Origin of the sequence: Streptomyces sp. NPDC000410, assembly GCF_040300305.1 — a bacterium.
GTDB lineage: Bacteria > Actinomycetota > Actinomycetes > Streptomycetales > Streptomycetaceae > Streptomyces.
The window spans coordinates 44,549-66,648 of sequence record NZ_JBEPDM010000036.1; the positions used below are offsets into that span (position 1 = coordinate 44,549).

General features: G+C 66.4%; 20 protein-coding genes and 1 pseudogene. 7 read left to right on the plus strand and 14 right to left on the minus strand.

The window, feature by feature from the left end; translation table 11 throughout:
- Positions 1–83 precede the first annotated feature (83 nt).
- The 5 genes from ABT342_RS27805 (at position 84) to ABT342_RS27825 (ending at position 4,394) form a co-directional block, all read left to right on the plus strand.
- Positions 84–527, plus strand: a complete 444-nt coding sequence (locus ABT342_RS27805; protein ID WP_351579545.1) for a DUF2563 family protein — start codon at positions 84–86, stop codon at positions 525–527.
- Between the two features lie 6 nt (positions 528–533).
- Positions 534–2,261, plus strand: a complete 1,728-nt coding sequence (locus ABT342_RS27810) for a hypothetical protein (RefSeq protein WP_351579549.1) — start codon at positions 534–536, stop codon at positions 2,259–2,261.
- A gap of 25 nt (positions 2,262–2,286) precedes the next feature.
- Positions 2,287–3,546, plus strand: coding sequence for a S8 family serine peptidase (locus tag ABT342_RS27815; RefSeq protein WP_351579552.1), 1,260 nt, complete (start codon positions 2,287–2,289; stop codon positions 3,544–3,546).
- A gap of 114 nt (positions 3,547–3,660) precedes the next feature.
- Positions 3,661–4,023, plus strand: a complete 363-nt coding sequence (locus ABT342_RS27820; protein ID WP_351579555.1) for a WXG100 family type VII secretion target — start codon at positions 3,661–3,663, stop codon at positions 4,021–4,023.
- A gap of 95 nt (positions 4,024–4,118) precedes the next feature.
- On the plus strand, positions 4,119–4,394 hold the full coding sequence (locus ABT342_RS27825; RefSeq protein WP_351579558.1) for a WXG100 family type VII secretion target: 276 nt from the start codon (positions 4,119–4,121) through the stop codon (positions 4,392–4,394).
- Between the two features lie 213 nt (positions 4,395–4,607).
- Here ABT342_RS27825 and ABT342_RS27830 read toward each other — a convergent pair whose 3' ends face one another.
- On the minus strand, positions 4,608–4,898 hold the full coding sequence (locus ABT342_RS27830; protein WP_351579561.1) for a hypothetical protein: 291 nt from the start codon (positions 4,896–4,898) through the stop codon (positions 4,608–4,610).
- 148 nt (positions 4,899–5,046) lie between these two features.
- Positions 5,047–5,361 carry a hypothetical protein gene (locus ABT342_RS27835; RefSeq protein ID WP_351579564.1) on the minus strand — a complete coding sequence of 105 codons (315 nt, stop codon included), beginning with the start codon at positions 5,359–5,361 and terminating at the stop codon, positions 5,047–5,049.
- A 207-nt stretch (positions 5,362–5,568) separates the two neighbouring features.
- On the opposite strand from ABT342_RS27835, the gene ABT342_RS27840 reads away from it, so the two are divergent.
- Entirely contained in the window at positions 5,569–7,263 is a 1,695-nt protein-coding gene (locus ABT342_RS27840; protein ID WP_351579567.1) for an IS200/IS605 family accessory protein TnpB-related protein, read from the plus strand.
- Here the strand turns inward: ABT342_RS27840 and ABT342_RS27845 are convergent.
- The 3 genes from ABT342_RS27845 to ABT342_RS27855 form a co-directional block, all read right to left on the minus strand.
- A complete protein-coding gene (locus ABT342_RS27845; protein ID WP_351579570.1) occupies positions 7,180–7,956 on the minus strand; it encodes a helix-turn-helix domain-containing protein in 777 nt (258 codons plus the stop codon). The genes ABT342_RS27840 and ABT342_RS27845 overlap by 84 nt on opposite strands.
- Before the next feature lie 485 nt (positions 7,957–8,441).
- Positions 8,442–8,711 (minus strand): hypothetical protein, encoded by a 270-nt coding sequence (locus ABT342_RS27850; RefSeq protein WP_351579574.1) that lies wholly within the window; start codon positions 8,709–8,711, stop codon positions 8,442–8,444.
- A 61-nt stretch (positions 8,712–8,772) separates the two neighbouring features.
- Positions 8,773–8,925, minus strand: a complete 153-nt coding sequence (locus ABT342_RS27855) for a hypothetical protein (RefSeq protein WP_351579577.1) — start codon at positions 8,923–8,925, stop codon at positions 8,773–8,775.
- 152 nt (positions 8,926–9,077) lie between these two features.
- Between ABT342_RS27855 and ABT342_RS27860 the strand changes: the two genes are divergently transcribed.
- A complete protein-coding gene (locus ABT342_RS27860) occupies positions 9,078–10,241 on the plus strand; it encodes a helix-turn-helix domain-containing protein (protein WP_351579580.1) in 1,164 nt (387 codons plus the stop codon).
- 129 nt (positions 10,242–10,370) lie between these two features.
- Here the strand turns inward: ABT342_RS27860 and ABT342_RS27865 are convergent, their stop codons facing one another.
- From ABT342_RS27865 to eccCa, 9 genes and pseudogenes are all read right to left on the minus strand, one after another.
- The gene (locus tag ABT342_RS27865) at positions 10,371–11,489 is read right to left on the minus strand and encodes a hypothetical protein (protein WP_351579583.1); all 1,119 of its coding nucleotides are present in this window, start codon (positions 11,487–11,489) and stop codon (positions 10,371–10,373) included.
- 173 nt (positions 11,490–11,662) lie between these two features.
- A complete protein-coding gene (locus ABT342_RS27870) occupies positions 11,663–12,274 on the minus strand; it encodes a hypothetical protein (RefSeq protein ID WP_351579586.1) in 612 nt (203 codons plus the stop codon).
- Positions 12,275–12,286: 12 nt separating this feature from the next.
- Positions 12,287–12,409 carry a hypothetical protein gene (locus ABT342_RS27875; RefSeq protein WP_351579589.1) on the minus strand — a complete coding sequence of 41 codons (123 nt, stop codon included), beginning with the start codon at positions 12,407–12,409 and terminating at the stop codon, positions 12,287–12,289.
- Between the two features lie 210 nt (positions 12,410–12,619).
- Entirely contained in the window at positions 12,620–13,033 is a 414-nt protein-coding gene (locus ABT342_RS27880; RefSeq protein WP_351579591.1) for a hypothetical protein, read from the minus strand.
- A gap of 222 nt (positions 13,034–13,255) precedes the next feature.
- Positions 13,256–15,577 carry a hypothetical protein gene (locus tag ABT342_RS27885; RefSeq protein WP_351579594.1) on the minus strand — a complete coding sequence of 774 codons (2,322 nt, stop codon included), beginning with the start codon at positions 15,575–15,577 and terminating at the stop codon, positions 13,256–13,258.
- Positions 15,577–16,089, minus strand: coding sequence for a hypothetical protein (locus ABT342_RS27890; RefSeq protein ID WP_351579597.1), 513 nt, complete (start codon positions 16,087–16,089; stop codon positions 15,577–15,579). Before ABT342_RS27890 ends, ABT342_RS27885 begins: the two co-directional genes overlap by 1 nt.
- Positions 16,090–16,528: 439 nt before the next feature.
- Positions 16,529–16,735: pseudogene (locus ABT342_RS27895) on the minus strand (hypothetical protein); the annotation flags it as partial.
- A gap of 371 nt (positions 16,736–17,106) precedes the next feature.
- Positions 17,107–17,331: a hypothetical protein gene (locus ABT342_RS27900; RefSeq protein WP_351579603.1), complete on the minus strand. Its 225-nt coding sequence runs from the start codon at positions 17,329–17,331 to the stop codon at positions 17,107–17,109.
- Positions 17,332–17,997: 666 nt separating this feature from the next.
- Positions 17,998–21,969 carry a type VII secretion protein EccCa gene (gene eccCa / locus ABT342_RS27905; protein WP_351579606.1) on the minus strand — a complete coding sequence of 1,324 codons (3,972 nt, stop codon included), beginning with the start codon at positions 21,967–21,969 and terminating at the stop codon, positions 17,998–18,000.
- Positions 21,970–22,100 lie beyond the last annotated feature (131 nt).

Genomic DNA, 22,100 nt, shown 5'->3' on the forward strand with positions numbered 1-22,100 from the left:
AGTAACAGATGAGTCACTTACTCGTTCACGACGACCACACTGTGTGAATCTGTGACAGCTGTAACAAACGGGGAGGAACGGGCGTGGGGAGCAGCGACTTCGAGCGCGGCGTTGGCGCGCTGAAGAAGTTTCAGAGCAGCGTCAACACGCTGCTGGGGGAGTTCGAGGGCGGCGCCGGCAGCAGCAAGAAGGTCGCTGACCAGACCATCTCGCGGGGCTCTTTCAGCGGCGCCAATCTGCCCTTCGGCGAGGCCGACGGCCTCTTCACCCAGTACAACCGGGTCCACACGGCGCTCACCACGCTCTCGAAGTCCCTGGGCGACCAGATCGAGCTGCTGAGCCTCGCTGTGCACGCTGCTGACGTCGGCTTCGACAACGTGGACGAGGACGTGCGGGCGCGCTTCCACCAGATCCAGACGCAGCTGGAGGACAAGCGCAAGGAGCAGGAGAAGGTGTACGGCGACAAGAACGCCGCGCCTGGTGAGTCCGTCAGTAAGGACAAGGCTCTGCCGAAGGACATGAGGTAATCGCTAATGAGTGACGAGAAGAACAAGCCTCTAACCCCCGAGCAGGCCGCAACCCAGCAGCAGACGGCCGACGATGCCCGCATCAAGGGTAATTTCGTCGCCACTGATGTCTTTCAGCGCATCACGGAGGTGGTCGGGTTCGGCAGCGACCCGGGTGGCATCTTCGGCAAGACGAGCTTCGAAAACGCCCAGCTCAACGCGATGATCGACCTCCTGGAGAACTCCAACCCTGCGGAGCTTGAGGGCGCGGGCGATGCGCTGGTGAAGGCCAAGGCGGCGCTCAACGCGGCCGCGAAGGAGCTTGGACAGCAGATCGACGCGGTCGACTGGAAGGGTGAAGCGGCCACCGAGTTCGGCAGGTACGGCAGCGACCTCGTTAAGTATGCGTACAGTCTGGGCACGTTCGCGAACGCTGTCGGCCAGCAGATGAGGGTTGCGAGCGAGGGCCTCACATCGGTGCGCAACTCGAAGCCGCCGCGTGACAATCGGCTGATCCAGAAGCAGGCGAAGGACTTCGCGCTACCGGAGCGTACGCAGGACAATCCGGAGTACGTCAAGGCCTTGAAGGTGGAGCAGGACCGCCAGGAGGCCATCAACCAGATGAACCGCCTGGCGTCGTTCTACGCGGTGTCGGAGGAGTCCTTGTTGGCGCAGGAGCCGCCGAAGTTCCCGGAGGCGCTGAAGGCGGCGGTGCCGCCGCCGTCAGACAACGGTGGTGGGCGACGCGTAGATTCTGACGCAGCGGGATCAGGGGGGGCAGCGGCGGGCGCTGCCAGTCCGACGACAACTCTGCCGTCGTCTGAGGTTGGTGGGGGACGTGGCGTTCCTCGGACGGACGGTCTCGGCACAGCCCCGCCCGTTCTCGAGCCGGACACCCGGACGGAGATCAACACCGTCAAGACGCCGCCTGCTCCCCCCGTAACCCCCGGCCCCGCACCGGTGGTCCCGCCGAACGCTGGCCCGCCCAACCCCACGAACCCTCCGGTTCTGCCCCCGCTGGGACCGCCGAACCTCGTGGGCAGGGACGGGCCCAGGGGAAGGGGCCCCTCGGACTTCCCCAGGACGGGCCGTGGTCCCGTTGGCCCGACGGTAACTGGACGATCCGACGGGCCCGGACGGACGCCCAGCGGCTATCGAAACGACCCCACTGCAACCGGCAGGCAGAACCCGGTGGGCCGACCGACGGGGCCCACGACGTCCGGTCCCACAACCGGCAGGCAAGGCCCGGTAGGCCGGCCGACCGGGCCCATGACGTCCGGCCCCGCGACAGGTCGGACTGCGGGCCCGAATGGTCAAGGCCCCATCACCGGTCGCCAGGGCACCCCGGGGCAGCCTGCCTACGGACGTACACCTCCGAGCACAACAGGTGGACCTCGTACTGCCCGTTCGGCCCCCATTGTGGGAGGTACGCCTCAGCGACCCACGACGGGCTCTGCCGGGTCACGTATCCCTCGCGGAACCGTGATCGGCGCTGAAGGGGCTGCTCAGGGGCGTGCTTCTGCGGCGAGACCAAGCCAGTCCGGAGTCATCGGGGCCAATCCTGGGAACCGCGCGCAGCGCCCCACTGGGAGGGGAACCCCCAGCACTAACGGAGTCGTCGGAACTCCGCGCAAGCAGCAGTCCCGTGATGAGGAGCAGGAGCGCGGCAGGTCCGTGCGTCCGGACTACCTGACGGAAGACGAAGAGACGTGGGCATCCCGACGGCGCGGTGCTGTACCGCCAGTGATCGACTAGGCACAGGGAAGGTTCGGAAGTCACGATGACAGCAGGAACGAGCCGGGCGTGGCGACGCCCCGCCCGGCGGGGCCTCACATACGTGCTGGCCCTGGTCGGCGCCTGGTCCTTCGCCGTGGCAGGTACGGCTCCGGCGGCCGTCGCTGCAGATGTGCAATCGAAGCAGTGGTATCTGGATGCGATGGGCGCCGACGAGATCTGGAAGAAGGCCACTGGCAAGGGCATCAAGGTCGCTGTCATCGACTCAGGCGTCAACCCCTCTACGCCTTCGTTGAAGGGTCGAGTTCTCGAGGGAACCGATGCCACAGACGCGCCCGGGGAAGCAACAGACGATTACAACGGGCATGGCACAACCATCGCCGAACTTATCGCGGGGACAGGGCAGGGTGGTGGTCTGCGCGGCCTGGCACCCGATGCTCAGATCGTTCCTGTGAGAGTCGCAGATGGGGAATTCGCGAAGAAGTATAAGGTGAATGCCTGGGATGAAGCGACTGCTATCAGGGCTGCTGCAGACAGTGATGCACAAATCATCAGCATGTCGTGGGGTGCCGAATTTGGGGACTACAAGATGGAGGAGGCGGTGAAGTACGCGGAGAGCAAAGGAAAGCTATTCTTTGCTGCTGTTGGAAACACCGCCAAGCAGGGCAATAAGCCTGAATATCCCGCCAACTTCCCAGAGGTCGTCGGTGTTGCTGCCTCTGATCGCGAAGGTCAGGTAGCTGACTACTCCCAGCACGGCGACTTCGTGGATATCGCCGCGCCGGGCAACGACATCCCATACTGGTGCGACAAGAGCTTCACCCGCTACTGCGACGGCGACGGCGGCACAAGCGCGGCCACGGCCCTCGCCTCCGCCACCGCAGCGCTGATCTGGTCCGCCCACCCCGACTGGACCGCCAACCAGGTCCTCCGCGTCATGTTCGAAAGCGCCGGCGCAGGGGAGGACGGCAACAAGACCGGCCGCAGTGAGTACTACGGCCATGGTGTCGTCCGCCCCAACGCCCACATCACCCGCGGCCTCGGCAAGCCCGGCGACGCCAACATCAGCCCTCTCACCAACAAGAGGACCGGCGGCTCACCCGCCTCATCCGCCTCACCGGCCCCCTCTGCACCAGGTTCGTCACAGGCTCCCAGCGGTAAGCCCGGAGGCGATGCAGTCGTGGCAGGCTCCAGCAAGAAGTCCGAGGACGGCAGCCAGTTGGGGCTCATCCTCGGCGGGGCCGCAGTCGTCGTGGTCCTCGGGGGAGTGGCCTTCGCCGTAGTCCGTCGGCGGCGCACCGCCTGATGGCGGCGGTGCGCTCCCGTACCAGAGCCCAACGGTCCCAACAGACCATCCGTGCGTGCGTGCCGGCCGGCACAAACGCAGCTCAATGAGAACCCAAGAAAGGGAGATGGACACATGGCAGTCCAGAAGGTCGGCGATCAGAGTCTCAAGGATTTCCAGGATCAGATCAGCATCCAGTTCGAGAGCTGCAAGGGACAGCTGAAGAACCTTCAGGGCGTCATCGACAGCCTCGAAGGTCACTGGAAGGGCATCGGCGCCGGCGCCTTCAACAAGAAGCAGACCGAGATCAACGAGGGCATGGTGCGCATCTCGAAGCTCCTGCTCAACTTCCAGGAAGCGATCCAGGTCACCCGTACGACCGCCAGCGGCACCGATGCCGATATCGAGGCAGCTCTCCGTGGTGTCGACGTGACCGCGGGCTTCTCGGGCGACGCGACCGCTGAGGCCAAGGCGAAGTCGAACATCGCCGGCTACTGACGAGCACGTACGCAATCCCGCAGTAAGCCAACACACAGATACATTCCGTACCAACGGCACTTGGAGGACCCGTGACACAGCCGTACGACGACACTATGGTCGTTACCTACACCTCGCTGGAGCAGGCCGCTACCACCATCGAGAAGCAGGCAAAGAGCCTGGACGAGGCCCTCGACGCCATCCAGAAGAAGATCCAGGGCGTCTCCAACACCTTCGAAGGTGAGGCCAAGACCGCGGCGGACGGCGCTCACAAGAAGTGGGACGCCGAGACCAAGGCCATTCACGAGGCTCTCAAGGGCATCGCCCGCGCGGTCCGCGAGGCGTCTCCCGCCTACGCCGCCGGCGACAAGAAGGCTGCCGGCTACTACTAAGAGCTGAGCGGTACGCATAGCAACAGGGTGGGCACGCGCGGGAGGTGCCCACCCTTCCGCGTTCCCGCACCAAGATGAGTCTGTGACAGTGATCGCCTGATAGGACGAACGTGCCTGGTGGCGCGACGCCGCTGCGTCCACGGATGTGAGCCACTGTTCAGCGTCGAGACCGCCCTCCTGGCGTCGCAGATCGTTGGCCATCACGGGTGATGGTCAGTCCGACAGACGGGCTCCCCGGCTCTCGGCGATACGGAGGGCGTCACGAAGCGCTTCGCTCAGCCGGGCGGACAGGTATCGGAGTTCGCTGGATCCGAGCTTGTGGTCATCCAGCAAATCCACCGCGTGCGCCAGTAGTTCGTTGCCCATACCGAGCTGCACGGACTCGATGTTGTCGGCGAGACGGGAGATGTAGCCACCGTGGTCGTCGGTGATGAGGACACAGGGCTTGCCGTCGGTGCCGCTCCAGGGGAGGAGTCGGGTGCTCTGCCTTCGTTCTGCTCGCATGACGCGGCTGCCTCCAGGTCCTTGGCCCCGAGCCGGTCGCACGGCTGGGGAGCCGTCGCCTTCGACGGCGCTGCAACGCTAGGGCGAGCAGAGGCCGACGCACAGTGACGCCATGTGCCACTCCACGCGGCGGCTGGGACGTGTTGTCCTAGCCGTCGATGCCGAGCCTGTCGGCGAGTTCCGTGAGAGATGACGTACGACGCCGTTCCCTCCCACGGAGCTCCGAGACAAGGCGCCGACTGGTGGAGTGATAGCGCATCCATTCAGGTGCTGTTCGCTCGGCCGTGAGCAGGGCACGTAGCGCAGCGTCGTCCTGGTTGAGGCCCGCGCCGGCGAGTGCGCAATCGACGTGGAAACGGGCGTGCCAGGTGGGAGGCAGGGAGCCAAGATCAGGGATGGTGCGGGCGGTACGCAAGGCGTCCGCGCTCTCACCCATCTCCACCAGGAAGTTGACCTTCGCCACGCCCATGTTGGTCGGCCCGAATGGGGTTGGGACCTGCTGCCCGTCGACTGCGTGTGAGTGTGTTGTGGCGTGTTTGAGTGAGCGTCTCGGTCATGAAGCTCGTGATCCCGGAGGGAATCATGTGTTCGCCGATCGAGTGTGTGACCTTTGCGTGTGGCGGTCGTTGGATGTGATGGAAGGTCTTCGGTTCGCGGGGAGGGGGATGGAGTGGGTGGGCTGCGGGAGGTTGCGGCTGCGTTCGTGGTCCCCGGCCCTTCGGGCGTCGCGATCCGGGACCGGCTCAAGCAACTGACGGCCGGGGACGAGGAGGTGTTGCGCCTGGTCGGTGACCATCTGGGTTCGCTGGCCTCTCGTGACCTGAAGGCCCGCTGCGCGGCGGGGCTAGAACACGACAGTGAGCGGTGGGCCGAGCGTAAACGGGACCTGACCTGCGAGTCGTCCTCCCGCTGGGCCGGGTCGATCACGAAGGCCACGCACGACCAGTGGGCGCTGGCCCGCCGCTGCCAGCTCGCGCACATCCAGTCCCTGGAAGCGGGCGTGCGCACGCTGACGCACCGGCTGTCCCAGCCGATTGGGGAGCAAGGCACCAAGCGGGCGCCGGGCGGCTACCGCAGCAAGCAGGAGTGGTTCGCCAAGTCCCGCCGCCTGCACGTTCTCAGCGACCGTCTGGAGCGGGAGCGGGCGGACCGTGACACCGGGCGCGTGCATGTCGTACGGGGTGGGAAGCGTCTGCTGAACACCCGCCACAACCTCGACGCCGCCGGGCTGACCGAGGCCGAGTGGCGGCAGCGGTGGGGGACCGGGCGTAGGTTCCTCGCGGCGGACGGAGAGTCCGGCAAAAGATTCGGCAACGAGACCATCCGCGTCACCCCCGACGGCGAGATCAGCATCAAACTGCCCGCCCCGCTCACCGGGTACGCGAACACCGGAAACGGCCGGTACACGCTCACCGGCCGCGTGCAGTTCAAGCACCGGGGCAGCGAATGGGCCGACCGTGTCACCGCCGACCGCGCCGTCGCCTACCGCATCCATTACGACACAGACCGCGACCGCTGGTACCTCACCGCGTCCTGGCAGCGCCCCGTTGTCAAGACGATGCCGCTGGACGCAGCCCGCGTCCAGGGCATGGTCGGTGTGGACACCAACGCCGACCACTTCGCCGCCTACGAACTCGACCGGCACGGCAACCCCGTCGGCAACCCGCAGCGCTTCTTCTTCGACCTGACCGGTACCGCCGATTGCCGTGACGCCCAGGTCCGGCACGCGATCACCCGCCTGCTGCACTGGGCCAGGCGGCGCGGTGTGGCCGCGATCGGCATCGAGGACCTCGACTTCCAAGCGGAGAAAACCCGCGAGAAACACGGGCGCCGCAAGCAGTTCCGGCAGCTGATCTCCGGCATGCCCACCGGCAGGCTCAAGGCCCGCCTCGTCTCCATGGCCGCCGAGCAGGGTCTCGCAATCGTGGCCGTGGACCCGGCCTACACCTCCAAGTGGGGCGCCCAGCACTGGCAGAAGCCCCTCACCAGCACCAAACGAAGCATGACCCGTCACGATGCCGCGAGCATCGCGATCGGCAGGCGCGCCCTCGGGCACCCGATCCGGCGACGGACGGCACCGCCCCCGCACGACCAGAGCGATCGTGCGGGGCATCGGACCGTCCAGGCCCCCTCGGGCACCCGCGGGCGTGAGGAAACCCGCCCCCGCATCCCCGGACCACGGACACGATCCGCGCGCGCCGGACGCGGAGCGAACGCGGGGGACCAGAACGCCCAACACCGTTCGGGGCGTTCGGCTGAGCATGGGTTCTGGCGACAGGACTCACTCCCGCTCAGTCTCCAGGAACGGTTGCGTAGTCCAGGCGGTCGGCACCGATTCCCGCCGCTGCGGCACTGGCCATGTTGAGCAGCTCTCGTACGACGTCCCGCCGCTCCTGCGCACTGCGGCGGTTGCCGCGCGCAGCAGGAGAACGCCCGAGAGGGCGAGCTCGACGGGCTGTGAGCGGAACCCGGTCTCGATGCGCTCGGCGGTTGTCATCGCCAACTGCTCGGCGTCGGCCAGCCGCCCCTGCTTGGTGAAAATCCAGGCCAGGCTGGAGACGCCAACCGTCACGAGGTGAGGATCATCCCCTTCGCGGGCCGCTTGCATGGAGCGCTCAAGTGCGGTGAAGGCCGCGTCTTCCTTGTGCATCAGACCGATCTCGCCCATGCGTCCTTCACGGCGGATCCGTTCCGTGGACTGCAGAGAGGCCCGCAGCTGCGCGACGGTCGGCGCTTCCTCGGGGTCGGATTCCTGGCCCAGCAAGTCGGAGACCGGTGAGACGGCCTGGCGCAGTGCCAGAACAGAAGGCTGTTCGTCGTCGGATCGCACCTCAAAGGTGGTGGGTTGAGCGACCAGGGTTGACGGCTCTACGTCCAAGGCTCGGGCGAGGGCGTTGAGTGTCGTGAGCCGAGCGGTCTGACGTACGCCTTGCTCGAGCTTGCGGATGACGTCGACGGACAGCCCGGCTCTCTCGGCGAGCCCTTCTTGTGTCAGCTTCCGGCGCATACGCAGCCGGGCGACGCGGTCTCCAATGCTGGGTTCCTCGTGGAACTGCATGACCACCCCCACGCGAAGGTCCGTCCTGCTGACCACGCTACGCCGCGTACAAGGCAGTTGCCCAACAAGCACAGCTCAGTCGCCCGGGTGCTCGTCGCTGTCAGCGGCTTTATCGCCACAACTGACCTCACCGACGCACACACGGCTCTCAACGGCATTGCCCGCGGTGCGCGAGGCGTCTCCCGCTTACGCGGCCAGCGACAAGAAGGCTGTTGACTACTACCAAGAGCTGAGCGGTACGCATAGCAACAGGGTGGGCACGCGCGGGAGGCGCCCACCCTGCCCTTTTCCTCTACTGAGCCAACGTCAAGGCGTATGGCGGCAGCGGGGACAGCGGCACGGCGGATAGACCATGCGCTGTGGCAGCGGCGTCTCCGGCCCGCTGACCACGATGACCCGGGCACGCTCCTCGACTGCCTCGCCGTCCTGATCCGCTCGGTACACGCGCAATGTCATCCGATGACGCCCGCGTTCCTCCCCTGCGCTCACCGCTGCAACTCCTCAGCTGCTCCGGAGCTCATCGTGCGGTCTCCGGGGACTGGCAGCCGTCCGCCCCGGCTTTCTGCCACCCGCAGCGTGTCGTCCAATGACTGGCAAAGCCGCAGCGAAAGCCACCGCAGCTCCCGCACAGTTGCCTCCGGATCGACCAGCACTTCCCGGGCCTGCTCCAGGACCACTGCTCCGGTGTCCAACTGCGCTGCCTCCAGCTCGTCTGCCAGCCTGTTCAGACGACTGCACGGATCGTCGGAGGACACAGATAGCACCGTTGCCCCTCCGAGCCGGCCCACGGCAAGAGTCGCAGGCGCGCGACCGCGGTCACCGTTCCACTCCGGCCTCGGGCACCAGCAACCCCTCCAGGCTGATGCGCCCAGTAGGCGTCCGGTGGGCCGCCCACGCCGTGTGCGACGCAACAGCGAGCAGTAAAGGTCGGAACGGTAGTTCGAGGGTGCGGGCGATGCGCTTGTTCATGTGCATCAGCTCCTCAGAAGCTGGTGGACCACGCCCCGGGGCCGCTGACACGGTCGCCGGGGCTTGTTACGTCAAGTCAACCGATCTTCACGGCAGGTGACTTGCACACTTCTTGCACAGTCGGCAGGCATCAACCACGCCACAGTGGAAGCATGAAGGGCATGAACGGCACAAGCGTCCCGGGCCCCGGTAGCCGTGTCGCGTCCATCCGCAAGGGACGTGGTCTGAGCCAGGTAGCACTGGCTCAGAAGGCAGGCGTGTCGGTCTCGCTTCTCAGCAAGGTCGAGGTCGGCGACCGAGTCTTGACTCAGGGCGTAGCCGCGTCGCTCGCAAGGGCAATGGGCCTCACCCTTGCCCAGATGCTGGGAAGCGCGCCGGAAGAGAATCTGTCCGCTTTGAATCACGCGATTCGACGCTTCGATCTTCCAGGGGATCGGCCCGATCTTCCTGATCGGCTCCCACGCGAGGTGGATGACCTGAATCGGCTTCGGTGGGACTCCGAACTGTCGAAGGTGCTCGAACGGCTGCCGAGGGTACTCACCGAGGCCACCAATCACGCCCACGCGGCGGGTTCGCCCGCCGCGTGGACTCTCGTGGCCGACATCTACGGCGTGGTGTATTGGCTCGCTGCTCGGCATCGGTGGATGCACCTCGCCGAGCTGGCCACGATGAAGCAACGCCTCGCGGCCGAACGAGCGGATCCCATCGCCGCGATCGTCGCCGCGCGGGATGAAGCCGGCACGTTCCTCAACTCAGGTGATTTCGCCGGAGGCCTCGCCATCGTCGACCGAGCGGTTGTCGCAGCCGAGTCAGTGCTCGGTGGCCACGAACGGGCTTTCGGGCTCGGCATCCTTCACCTGCGTGGTTTGACCTTGGCCGGCCGCTTGAAAGACAAGCAGACGATGAACCGGCACCTCGCAGCAGCCTGGCGCGTGGCGGATGAGTTCCCGTCGGACATCGCCGTGCACGGCCTCCACTTCGGCCCGGAGAACACGGCCACGCACGTCATCTCCACCGCGTCGGACATGGAGCAGCACCGCACGGCACTGAGCACAGCTGATGACCTCATCCGGGGCGGCCACTCGCTCCCGCCCACCCGCGTAGCGCCCCTCTACATGAACTTCGGACGCTCCCAGCTGGCTCTCGGGGACCAGGACGCTGCCCTCGAATCCCTTGAGGAAGCGTGGGCCTCGGCTCCCGAGATGGCCGCTGTGCACCCCACGAGCTTGGAGCTCGTACGCGTGCTCACGTCGCTGCACAAGCGGAGCAACCCACGCCTCACCCGGATCGCTGCGAGGGCAGGCATCACCATCTGATCCAGGCTGATGATCAACGCCGCCCCCAGCGCCTCTGGCGTATACAGGCACCAACCTTGAAGCGACGGCCCCGGTCGCAGGGCAGCGGGGTCTGTCGCTTGCGGTCGCGCTGTCACGCTCTGCACTGCCCTACTGGCGCCGCCCATCGACGGCGCCTCGCTTCACCGTCGGCAGGCGTAGGTCCGTGCAGCCGTGACGTTTGGCCGACCGCTCCGCGAACTCCCGGAACGCCGGCAGCCCGAAGGTCTCCTTGCCCTTTTCTCCTGGCAGCCACACCGTTGCTGCCTCAGGCGGCACGTAGCCGGTGAACAAGGCGCGCTCCGTGTCGCCGGGGCAGCGAGCGCTCGCCCACAAGGCGTTGCCGTCAGCTCCGGCGTTCTCCCGGATGTCGTGCGACATGTCCTGATCCCGCTTGCGCGGCGCGGACGGCCCGAAACGCGCGGAGAAGGTATAACGGTCGTCGAAGTAATGCGAAGCCTCAACTTCGCATCGCTCGTAGAGAGCGCTGCCGCTGGCCACCGTCTCGTGGATCGTGTCCAGCCGCTTGTCACGGGTGAAGGGCAGGCCTGCGCAGGTGCCGTTCGCGCCTATGGTCTCCTCAGGCCCGGTGACCGGGGGCAGAGTTCGCAGGACCTCACCCTCCTCGGCCTTGCAGTCCCAGCGCGCCGCGGCTTTGACGGCCGTCGCCGTGGCGAACCGGGCCCAGTACAGGTCGGCGTCGAGCCACCCGTTCATCTGCTTCTGCCGCACCTCCTCCTCGTCGGAGCCGTTCTGGCGGCGGTACGAGCCGACCGTGACGGAGACGAAGTCCTCCTTGCCCCGGCAGCTGAGCAGGACCCCTACTGATTTGCCGTCGGCTGCCCCCCGCCACCCACCGGTCAGCGGCACGGGCAGCAGGCTGCCTCTGAAGGGCGGCAGAAGCCGCCGCCCCACGTCCCTGAACTGGTATTGATCGGGACCCAGCCGCGCCACGGTCACCTCGGTACCCGTGAACCCACCCAATAGGCAGTAGTGCGCATCCGGGCCGAGGTCGTAATCGTGCGGCAGCTCCATACGGGGCGACATGCCCTCGAACAGAGAGCTCTTCTCGTAGGCCAGCAGGCCCCCGCAGTAGGCCTCCATAGCGTCCTCGAAGCGCCAGCGGGCTGCCGTGTGGCTCTCCCGCCACCAAATCCAGGCCGCCAGCAGTCCTAAAACCAGCACCCCCGCTATCCACGCCGTCCACCGAACCATCGCTGTACGCGCCATGCCTGACTTCACTGCTCCTTCTCCCGGCTCGCCGTCCCGTAAGTGGGATTGACGTGCCCTGCCTTGGACCTCTTCGGCCGACTCTTCGGCGTCACCGCCATGACCATCAGCCGCGCTCACCTGAAGCAAGATCAAGAACGCGTGTTGAAGATCTGCACGCCCTTTGTGGTCTCTCAAGACTGGGACTCGGCCCAGAAGCCGAAGATCCTCGAGAAGCCTGCCCGTACGGCGCCGCGCCGCGTGAGCACGGACCGGTCGACTCCGGAGAAGAGAGCCGCAAGGGCCACGTCGGCGGGCAGGACCTGGCCTGGCGCCTGCACGGTTACTCGTCTGCCGCTTCCGAGGCCGGATTGCCGCACCGTGATAACGACACCGGGGTCCTCGCCGTCGGGCTGCCGGGACAGCTCGTACGCCCGGCGGTTGATCGCTGTGACCCTGTACGCATCGCCCAGATACGTCATGTGCAGGGAGCGCCCCCGGTGGGTCGGCGCCCACCGGTTCCGGGTCATCCGCACGAGCCCGTCGCCCAACCGAAGTATCGCGCGGTTCAGGGTCGGCATCGACACAATGTCTGTGTGCGTGCCACGCGTCCCGCACGTGGCCGTGGGGATCAGACCTCCGCGCACCTCCGTGACGATCGCGTTCGGCACGTCCCGACCCACCGGGTACACCACCTGGATGTCGCCGAGCTCTGGAGAAGTGCCCTGCCACCCGAACTTGGTGCGTCCGGCGGGCTGTTTCTCCCTCCAGTACGCGAGCGTGAACGGGCTGATGGTCGTGTGCATGTCTTTCCCCCGCTAGTCGAACGGGTTGAAGGCGCTGCGCAGCTCCTTCGCCCCGTCGGCGATGCCGTCCCCGATCTCCGATGCCTTGTCGACTGGCCTCGGAGATCCCTGGCAGGCACGCGCCGTCAGCCTCACCAGAGCACCGGAGGTTCTCCGTGACGTGCTTGCCCCAGACGCTCTTGCCCTGGGGAACCCCCCAGCCATCAGCCGGCGATCAGCCGGGCGGCTTCGGCAAGAGCCTTGTCTGCACGATGAAGGACGCCGCCGACGCCTCGTGTGCCTCCGGGTTCTCTGACGTCGCCTTCACCGCCCCCGAACAACTCGGTCCCATCGCCCCGCGTGGGCTCAGCCCTCCTTGCATTTACCTGACGCTGGCACGGATTCACTGAAGGCGATAATGAGCTTCTCCATCTGTGACTCGGTTGGAGTGCCGCCTTCCCTCGACTTCGTTGCACCAGAGTCGGTGCGCAGCGACACGAAGACCTTCTCGCCAGTTCTCTTTTCCTCTGGGCAGGCCACGCGGCCGACGGCTCCAGTGCTTGAATAGATGTATCGATTGTCCGGTGTCATTTTGTCGAATGGGTCGACGCCGATTTCGCCCTTCGCGATCCAGGCCAATGTGGCATCCTCTCCCTTCCACCATTGAATAGAGGCGGCGAAAGCCGGATTGCCGTCGACGTCGAGGTAGCAGCGCTCTACTCCATCCGCCGAGACGGGCTGAGTGGACAGCTCATTCCCTGGCGGCAGCATGGGCTCCAAGAGGCTCGACGGGACTTTGACCCCACAGAGTGATCCCGGAGTCTCGTACTCCTTGGTCGGCCCTGCACAGGCTGACGCTGTCAGGATGAGCGCGAGCGTTCCTGCGGCGGTGGTGGTAGCGACGGTATCGAGAGTTCCGGGTCGGCTGCGGCTGGTGGAGTGTTTTTTCACCTTATTCCTTGCGATGCGGCTGCTACTTGGCATAGGTCTAGGGGGCATCTGTTACGGAATCTCGGTCACAAGGCCCTTCGCCATTTCTTGACACGCGGTGGAAGCGTCATCGAAACCGTCCTTAGTGCCGGTTCGTGTCCACTCCTCAACCTTGCTGATGTCTGGCGAACGGTGAGCCTTGGCAGCTTCTTCGGCCGCCATCTTGCTCAGCGCGATATTTACAGACTCGCTGGTTTCCCAGCGCTTGGCCGTGGTTTGTCCGGCGTCCTTCAGATTTCCCGGTTCGGAGTCCTTGAAGATCTGTTCAAGTACGACTCCGCTCACGGTGTTGGCGGCCCCGCCCACTGCCGCGCCGACGGCTGGGGTTGCGATGAAGGACGCGCCGACGCCCAGGGTGAGGCCAGCAAAGCCCGAGGCCACATTCTTCCTCTGATTCATCGCGTGCGCGAAGTCTTCGTCCGCTTGCTTCGCTTCTACGAGGACGGCTTGATTGCGTCCGAGAGTGAGAGTGCCGGCTACCTCTCCCGACCTGCGCGAGATTTCCTTGATTGTGTTCTCCGCATCCTGTGGGTACCGTTGATCGGCAGACAGGTTCGGGTTCAGGTGATAGTCCATGAGGTTGGCCATGTACGCCTTTTGTCCAACTTCGATGGTTGCGTATCCCTCGGGGTTCTTCCCTACGGACAATAGGAAACGTGTAACATCTTCGTGGCTGAGAATGGCTGGGGATCCGGTGATGGGAAAGAGCTTGGGTACGCTCTTATTGTCATCCTTGGGATCGTCTGGGTCGCCGTAGGGATTGGCAGTGGCCCTGTTGATATCCGGTAGATATTCCGACGCAATCTGCGCGATGCTATCAGACATATATCCGCGCTTCGTGAGCCGCTCAGGATCATCCGATACGGATTCGACGATGCTTTCCATAAGCTTCGCCCGCTCCCTAGTGTGCGGCGGCGTGTCCTCCGTGGGCATTTCGCCTGCCGGGTGGCCCGTCGCCGCCGCCTCCAGAGCCAGCGCCAAGTTATTGCGCCCCTCGATGCTGCGGTCCTCGCCCTCGTCTGACGTGTCCTCGGGCCAGTGCCGCTCTTCGAACAGGTACTGGAAGTTGGTAAGGCCGACCTTGCCCGTGTACTTGTCTCCGTCGGTGTCCCGTTCGAACTCGTGGTCCTCGTCCTTCGTTACGAACGTGTCGTTGAAGAAGTCGGTTGCCGCATCGGGGCTGTTCGAGAGGCCCTTCAGGAATCCGGTCATGGGGTCATAGCCGGAGTCGGATCCGGTGTGGTTGAGGAGGGGGTATGTCGGCTCGGAGGCCCAGGATGCTTTACGTCCGTTGTCGGTGTACTTCTTCTCCGCCTTGATCAGCTCGGTGCCGTATTCCTTGAGGAACTGATCGTCGTAGTTCCCCCACCGCATCAGATTGCCCATGACCTGGAACCCCAGAGTGGGGTTGTTCTTGGAGAGGGGCTGACTGCCGAGGTTCGTCATCTCACGCTTCCACTCCGACATTTCCGGAGTGTCGGCCTGAGTGGCGGCGGCCAGCGTGAGGCTCAGGTGCTTCTGCAAGTCGTCGTACTGGTCGGCACGTTTCGAACCCAGTTCCCGGATTACGTACGGGTCGTTGATCCCGGCCCAGAAGTCCAGCGTCCCCTTCGGCCCCAGTCTCTCCGCGAAGTGCTCGGCGAACAGCTCATCGCCCGTGTGCTTCTTGAGCCCGGCGTTGAGGGCGTCGAACTCCTCGGCCGTGAGATCCTGCGGGTCCTTCTTGGCAAGTGCGGCCAGCTTCTCCGCGTCCTTGAGCGAGGCGGCTGCAGAGTCGCGGTCCTTGACGTTCGCTCCGCCGAACCCGACCTTGGTCAGGTCGACGAGGGCCTTGAGGGCCGCAGCGGCCGTACTGTCGACTTCGGTGGCGCTGTTGAGGATCCCCTGGACCTCGTCGCGAAGAGCCTCGGCGTCCTTCGGGGCGTGACTGGGGACCTTGGTCCCGTCTCCGGCACTGTCGGGACGGACGTTCATCGAGACCGTGAAGCCTCCGCCGCCGGTGGACGTGACGGTGAGGTTCTTCTTCGCCCCGCGGTCGATCGCTTCGTTGAGCTTGCGCTGCCAGTCTTTGAGTTCGTCCCGTGTGTCGCGCAGGATGTTGTGGATGGACGTCGCCTGGGTGTGGGCGTCGGTGAACTCGCCGGCGGTCTTGCCGATGAACTTCCGGGACACCGCCGCGTTGACGCCGGCCCAGTTGGCGTTGACCGCCTTGGCGTGGAGGCCTTCGCGCGCCAACGCGTCCAGCTCTTTGAGCTTGCCGACCATGGTCGACCAGTCGGTCACCGCGTCGTCGAGGAGCTTGAAGTTGCCAGATCGGAGGGCTTCGAGATGCATCAGTTGTCCTCCTTCTTCTTGTCGTCCTTATTGCCGTACGCCGCGTCGTTCTTCTCGCCCGCAGGCGCGTATGACTCGTCGAAGCCCTTGTCGAGCGTGGCGATACTGCTCATCTGGCGCTTGATGTAGACCTCGTCGCCCGCATGTGCGTTCTTCGTGTAGTCCATGTGGTTCGAGATGTGCGCACAGGCGTCCATGAGCGACTTCAGCTGCTCTTCCCAGCGATTCGCGACATGCTGGACAGCCGCGCCGATGGCGAATCCCTGTGTCGTCAGATTGCCTGCGGCCGTGTCGCTCCCCGGCAGGGCGTGCCGTGCGTCCTTCCATAGCCGGTTGTACAGGCTGAAGGCCTTGTCGCCGATCGCGGCCAGGTCTGGCGCCGGAACAGCCAGATCGCCCTGCGTGTTGCCCGAGGTGGCTCTGTCCTCCGGTGGCAGGCCGTTCAGTTGCATCCGAGCGGCCGACTTCTCCGCCGCCGACGACTTCAACTGCTCCCACTCGTCCCACGCCATTCCGCGGACCACTTCCCCCGTGTCACCTTACCGATTGCATTCCGTATCAACCTATGAGCGAGGAGTGGCCATGTGCAAGGAGTGTCCGAACTGTGGCTGGATGTAGCGGCGGTCGTCGGTGCGGGCGTATCCCGGCCCCGGGGCGCCCGGAATAGCCTCGGGTGTCACTCGTCGGGAACGTGCAGCCTTTCTCGTACCCGTACTCATCCCGAATGCCTATCTCCAGATGATCTTCCGCTATGGAGCCGCCTGACCTTGCTTTCTCCTGCTCCGATTCTCTATGCCCGGTGATCTTCCCGTGACTCCCACGGTCCCCGCAGCCTCCAGCCAAGCAAAAGCGGCCACCCTCCCCGGGCCCGCGCACGGCGCGCACGCGAAGTGCGCCACCGTGCACAGCCCCAGGAGGATGGCCGTGATATTGGCGGTATTCAGACGGTGCTTATCCGTGCAGGTCCGGCATGAGCCCCGTCTGCACCAGCGGATTCCCCCGCTGTCGCGAGACGAAGAAGCCCCGCCCCGTCGGCATCCGGGCGCCGCCCATGATGTCGCCTTCCGCCGGGTCGCCGGACAGCAGCACACCCTGCGCGCCGAGCTCCATCATGCGCTGCATGAAGGCCTCGTACCCGGCCCGGCTCGCGCCGGCCGCGCCGCAAGACGTCCTTCTCTGGGAGTCTTGTCTTCACGCGCGTTGTTGATCCCAGCTGCGACAAACCACCCGCTGATCCAACCTGGTCCACCAGGCGCCGCCTAGCCCCGGTGCGGCCGGTTTGCCGCGGGATGCCGGAGGTCGCCCTCGTCTCTCGATCTTCGAGATTCCCTCCGCCATCGACTTCCCTCGGCTTGGGTTCCGTCGAAATGACTCGACCATATGCTGGGCGAATTGCCGATTCGCGGAGATCCGGTAGGAGAGGTGGAGAATTATCAGACCCGGTCCCAGTTCTCCTGGTCGGCGTCGCCGGTCTCCAGCCCCGACGCCGACTCCACGCGCTCCAAGATCGCCCTGTGGTCCGGGCCCGACTAGGAGGCAGCTGCCAGCCGCAGCAGGTTCACGGTCTGCCATGCCAGGATCGCAGCCACGCCCATCAGGGCGCCCCGCCACCACTTGATTGACGCCGCTGACGGCTCGTGAGCTTCTGGGTTCTCGAAGTGCCTGGCTCGGTAGCGCCACCACTGCCCGCGCGGATCCGCGAGGAGCGCGTAGGCGAAGAAGGAAACCGCGAAGGCCCCTGTGAAGACCGCCAACCCAATCATCCGTGAAGCTCCGGCATAAGTCCCGCCGGCACCAGCGGATTCCCCCGGTGCCGCCAGATGAAGGAGTCCCGCCCCGGCGGCATCGGTCGCGTACCACCCTGTTTGCTGCCCGGGGTGGTTCTGTCCTCCGGCGGTAGGCCGTTCAGTTGCATCTGAGAGGCCGGCTTCTCCGCTGTTGATGTCTTCAATTGCTCCCACTCGTCCCGCGCCATTCCGCGGACTCCTTCCCCCGTGCGACCCGATTGACGATCGCGTTCCTGATCAACCTAGGAACGAGTTGCGATTACATGCAAGCGCTGTCCGAAACTCTGGCTTGATGTAGTCCGGTCGTCGATAGGGGCACATCTCGGCTTAGGGACGCGCCCGGACACGTTCCTTCTGGGAGAACTTTCGCCAAAGGCGTGCCCTGCTCCAGTTTCTCCGCCGCCGATACCAGAAATTCGACGATTTATTCGTGGTCAGGGTCCGCACAGGCTCATTGCCAAAGCCGGCGATGTGATGGTGAGGAACAGCTTCACCCCGGCCGAGGGCTCGCGAGCCTCGGCCCCCGAACCCCCCGACCAGCCAAAAAAGCGGCCACCCTGCCCAGTCCACGCACGCGAAGGCGAAACACGCCATCGCGCGCAGACCCGGGAGGGTGGCCGCGACAATCAGCCGTCAGCCGTGCAGGTCCGGCATGAGCCCCGTCTGCACCAGCGGATTCCCCCGCTGCCGCGAGACGAAGAAGCCCCGCCCCGCCGGCATCGGCCGCATCCGGGCGCCGCCCATGATGTCGCCTTCCGCCGGGTCGCCGGACAGCAGCACACCCTGTGCGCCGAGCTCCATCATGCGCTGCATGAAGGCCTCGTACCCGGCCCGGCTCGCGCCGGCCGCGCTGCGGGCGATGATGAAGCGGACGCCGACGTCGCGCGCGAACGGCAGCTGTTCCGTGAGCTTCGACAGCGGGTTGCCGCTGGACGTCGACACCAGGTCGTAGTCGTCGACCACGACGAACACCGAGGGACCGCGCCACCAGCTGCGGTCGCGCAGCTGCTGGGCCGTGACGTCCGCCGACGGCGTACGGCGCTGCATCAGGTCGGCCAGCGCGTCCACGTGGTGGTCCATGTTGTTGGACATCGGGACGTACTCGGCCAGGTGTGTGGCCGGGGTGACGTCCAGGAGCGCGCGCCGGTTGTCGATCACGAAGAACTTGCAGGAGTCGCCGTCGTAGCGCTCGGTCAGCTGCTTGATGAGCAGCCGCAGCAGGTTCGACTTTCCGGACTCGCTCTCACCGAAGATGAGGAAGAACGGATCGCGCTCGAAGTCGACGAAGACCGGCTCCAGGTTGTTCTCGTCGATGGCGAAGGCGACGCCGCGCTTCGGCTCGGTGTAGCCCGCAGGCAGGTTCTCCGCCGGCAGTTCGCGCGGCAGCAGGCGCACCGCGGGGGCTCCCGGCGCGGTCCAGTGGCGGGTGACCTCCTGGGCCATGGCGGCCGTCGCCTCCGACAGGTCGCTGTCGGAGTTGATGCCGTCGATGCGCGGGACCGCCGCCATGAAGTGCAGCTTCTCCGGGGTCAGACCGCGACCCGGCACGCCCGTCGGGACGTTGACGGCGACCTTGCGGTCCAGCTCGGAGTCCATGGTGTCGCCGAGCCGGAGCTCGAGGCGGTTCATCAGGTTGTCCTTGAGGTTGGAGCGGACCTCCATCGAACGGGACGCCGTGAGGATGACGTGGATGCCGTAACCGAGACCGCGCGCCGCGATGTCGACGACGACGGGTTCCATGCCCTCGTACTCCGTCTTGAAGTTGCCCCAGCCGTCGATGACCAGGAAGACGTCACCCCACGGCTGGTCGGTGACGGAGATGTCCCCGCGTGCCCGCAGCCTGCGGTACGTGTTGATGGAGTCGATGCCGGAGCTGCGGAAGTACTCCTCGCGCCGCGTCAGGATGCCGTACACCTCGGCCACCGTCCGCCGGACCTTCTCCGGGTCGAGGCGCGAGGCGACACCGCCGACGTGCGGCAGGCCCGCGACCGAGGACAGACCGCCACCACCGAAGTCGAGGCCGTAGAACTGCACTTCGTGCGGCGTGTGGGTCAGCGCGAAGGCCGAGATGATGGTCCGCAGCAGCGTCGACTTGCCCGACTGCGGGCCGCCGATGATCTGCATATGCCCCGCGGCCCCGGAGAAGTCCCGGTAGAGCGTGTCACGCCGCTGCTCGTACGGCTTGTCGACGACTCCCAGCGGTACGACGAGCTGTCCCGCGCCCTCGAACCCGGGCTGCGTGAGCCCGCGGCCCTGCACCGGGGAGAGGCCGGGCAGGATCTCGTCCATCGACGGCGGGTTGTCCAGCGGGGGCAGCCACACCTGGTGGGCCTCCGCACCACGGCCTTCGAGCCGTCGCACGATCACATCGAGTACGGAGTCGGCCAGCGCGTCGTCCTCCGCCGGACCCGCATCCGGGACGACGGCCTGGGCGGTCGGCGCGACGTACTGCACCGGCACCGGCGCGGCCGTGAACGGCACGGGCCTGCGGTCCACCGGGAGCGGACCACCGGGCACCGCGGCCCGGTGCGCGTTCGTGCGGTACACGCCGGAGACGTACGCGGCCTTGAACCGCACCATCTCGTCCGTGCCGTACTTCAGATAGCCGGAGCCGGGGACGTTCGGCAGCTGGTACGCGTCGGGCACACCGATCGCCGCGCGCGACTCCGCCGCGGAGAAGGTACGCAGACCGATCCGGTACGACAGGTACGTCTCCAGGCCGCGCAGCCGGCCCTCCTCCAGGCGCTGCGAGGCCAGCAGCAGATGCACGCCGAGCGACCGGCCGATACGGCCGATCTGCACGAACATCTCGATGAAGTCCGGCATGGCGGTGAGCAGTTCGCTGAACTCGTCGATGACGAGGACGAGCGAGGGAATGGGCTGCAACGGGGCACCCGCCGCACGCGCCTTCTCGTAGTCGTGGATGTTGGCGTAGTTGCCCGCGTCGCGCAGCAGCTCCTGCCGCCGGTTGAGCTCACCGCGGATGGAGTCACCCATGCGGTCCACCAGCGTCAGGTCGTCCGCGAGGTTGGTGATCACCGCGGCGACGTGCGGCATCTGCGACATGCCGGCGAAGGTGGCGCCACCCTTGAAGTCCGCGAGGACGAAGTTGAGCGTCTCCGACGAGTGCGTCACGGCGAGGCCGAGTACGAGCGTACGCAGCAGCTCGGACTTACCGGAACCGGTCGCACCCACGCACAGCCCGTGCGGGCCCATGCCCTCCTGCGCCGCCTCCTTGAGGTCCAGCATGACCGGCGCGCCGTCCTCGCCGACACCGATCGGCACGCGCAGCCGCTCCGCCTGCGACCGCGGCCGCCAGGTGCGGCTGACGTCGACGGAGGCCGCGTCGCCCAGGTTCAGCAGGTCGGTGAACTCGAGGTTGGCGAGCAGCGGCTCGTCGCCGTCGTCCCCGCCCACGGCGACCCGCAGCGGAGCGAGCTGGCGGGCGAGCGCCTCCGCGGCCGCCAGGCTCAGCCGGTCGGGCAGCCCGTCGTACACGAGACCGTGACCCGACTCCAGTTGCAGGGAATCGGGGTGCACCACCACGGACAGACCACCGCGCGCCCCGGTGATCTCGCCGGGTACGACCTCGATGATGGTCACGCCCTGCAGGCCCTCGGCGGCGGCGAACGCCGACATCGGGGGCACGGACTGGCTGTCGAGTACGACGACGATGTGCGGCTGGTCCAGCAGCGGCTGGCCGCCGAAGCGGGGGCGGCCCTCCAGCCGCCCCGCGAGCAGGTCCTGCAACTCCCCTGCGTCGGTGGTGATGAGCCGGCGGCTGCCCGCCCCGTCCCCGGCGCCCGGCGCCTGGACGTGCGGAAGCCACTTCGCCCACTCCCAGTGCGGGGCCGCGTTGGACCCGGCGGCGACGGCGATGACCAGGTCCTCGGGGGAGTGCAGCGAGGCGAGCGAGCCCACCATCGCACGGGCCGAGGAACGCGCGGACTCCGGATCGCCGCTCACCGTCAGGTGGTAGAAGGCGCGCAGCGACACGGCCATCGGCAGCCCGTCCAGCGTGCTGTGCGCGGCTATGAACTTCTGCATCGCTCCCGCGGTCAGCGGCTCCAGCTCGTCCACGGGCGCGGTCTCGGGAGCGAGGAGCGGCGTGGCCAGCTGCTGGCTGCCCAGTCCGATGCGCACCTGCGCGAAGTCGTCGTCGCCGACGCGGCGCTCCCAGACCCGGCTGCCCTCGGCGACCAGCGCCCACAGCTGCTCGGGGGAGGGGTGCAGGTAGTACTGCGCGTCACGCTGCAGGCGTGCGGTCCTCAGGACCGTGCGCCTGGTCTGCGTCAGGTACTTCAGGTAGTCGCGCCGCAGATCGGCGAGCTCGCCCTGGGTGCCGCGCCGGTAGCGGACCAGCATCGCGATGGCCATCGCGACCGTCGACGCGATCATCACCATGCCCATGATCCGCATGATCGGATTCGGGGTCATGAAGAAGAACACGACGGATCCGCCCATGCCGAGCATGGGCAGAAGCTGCATGAGCGCGCCCTCCTGCTGCCCTCTCGGCAGTTCGGGCGGTGGTTGCAGCTGCACCTGCTCGCCGGGTACTTCGGACGGCAGGGCCCGTGGTGGGCGCTTGACGACGATCTGACTCACTGCTCACCAATTCCCTTGCCGGACGGAAATGTTCCTATCGGCGCCCCCGTGGCGACGGGTTCCATCCGCGGGGAGGGATCCTACTTGCGCGGTGGTGCGGGGGCGGGCGGTAGGGTGGCGCGACGCGTTTG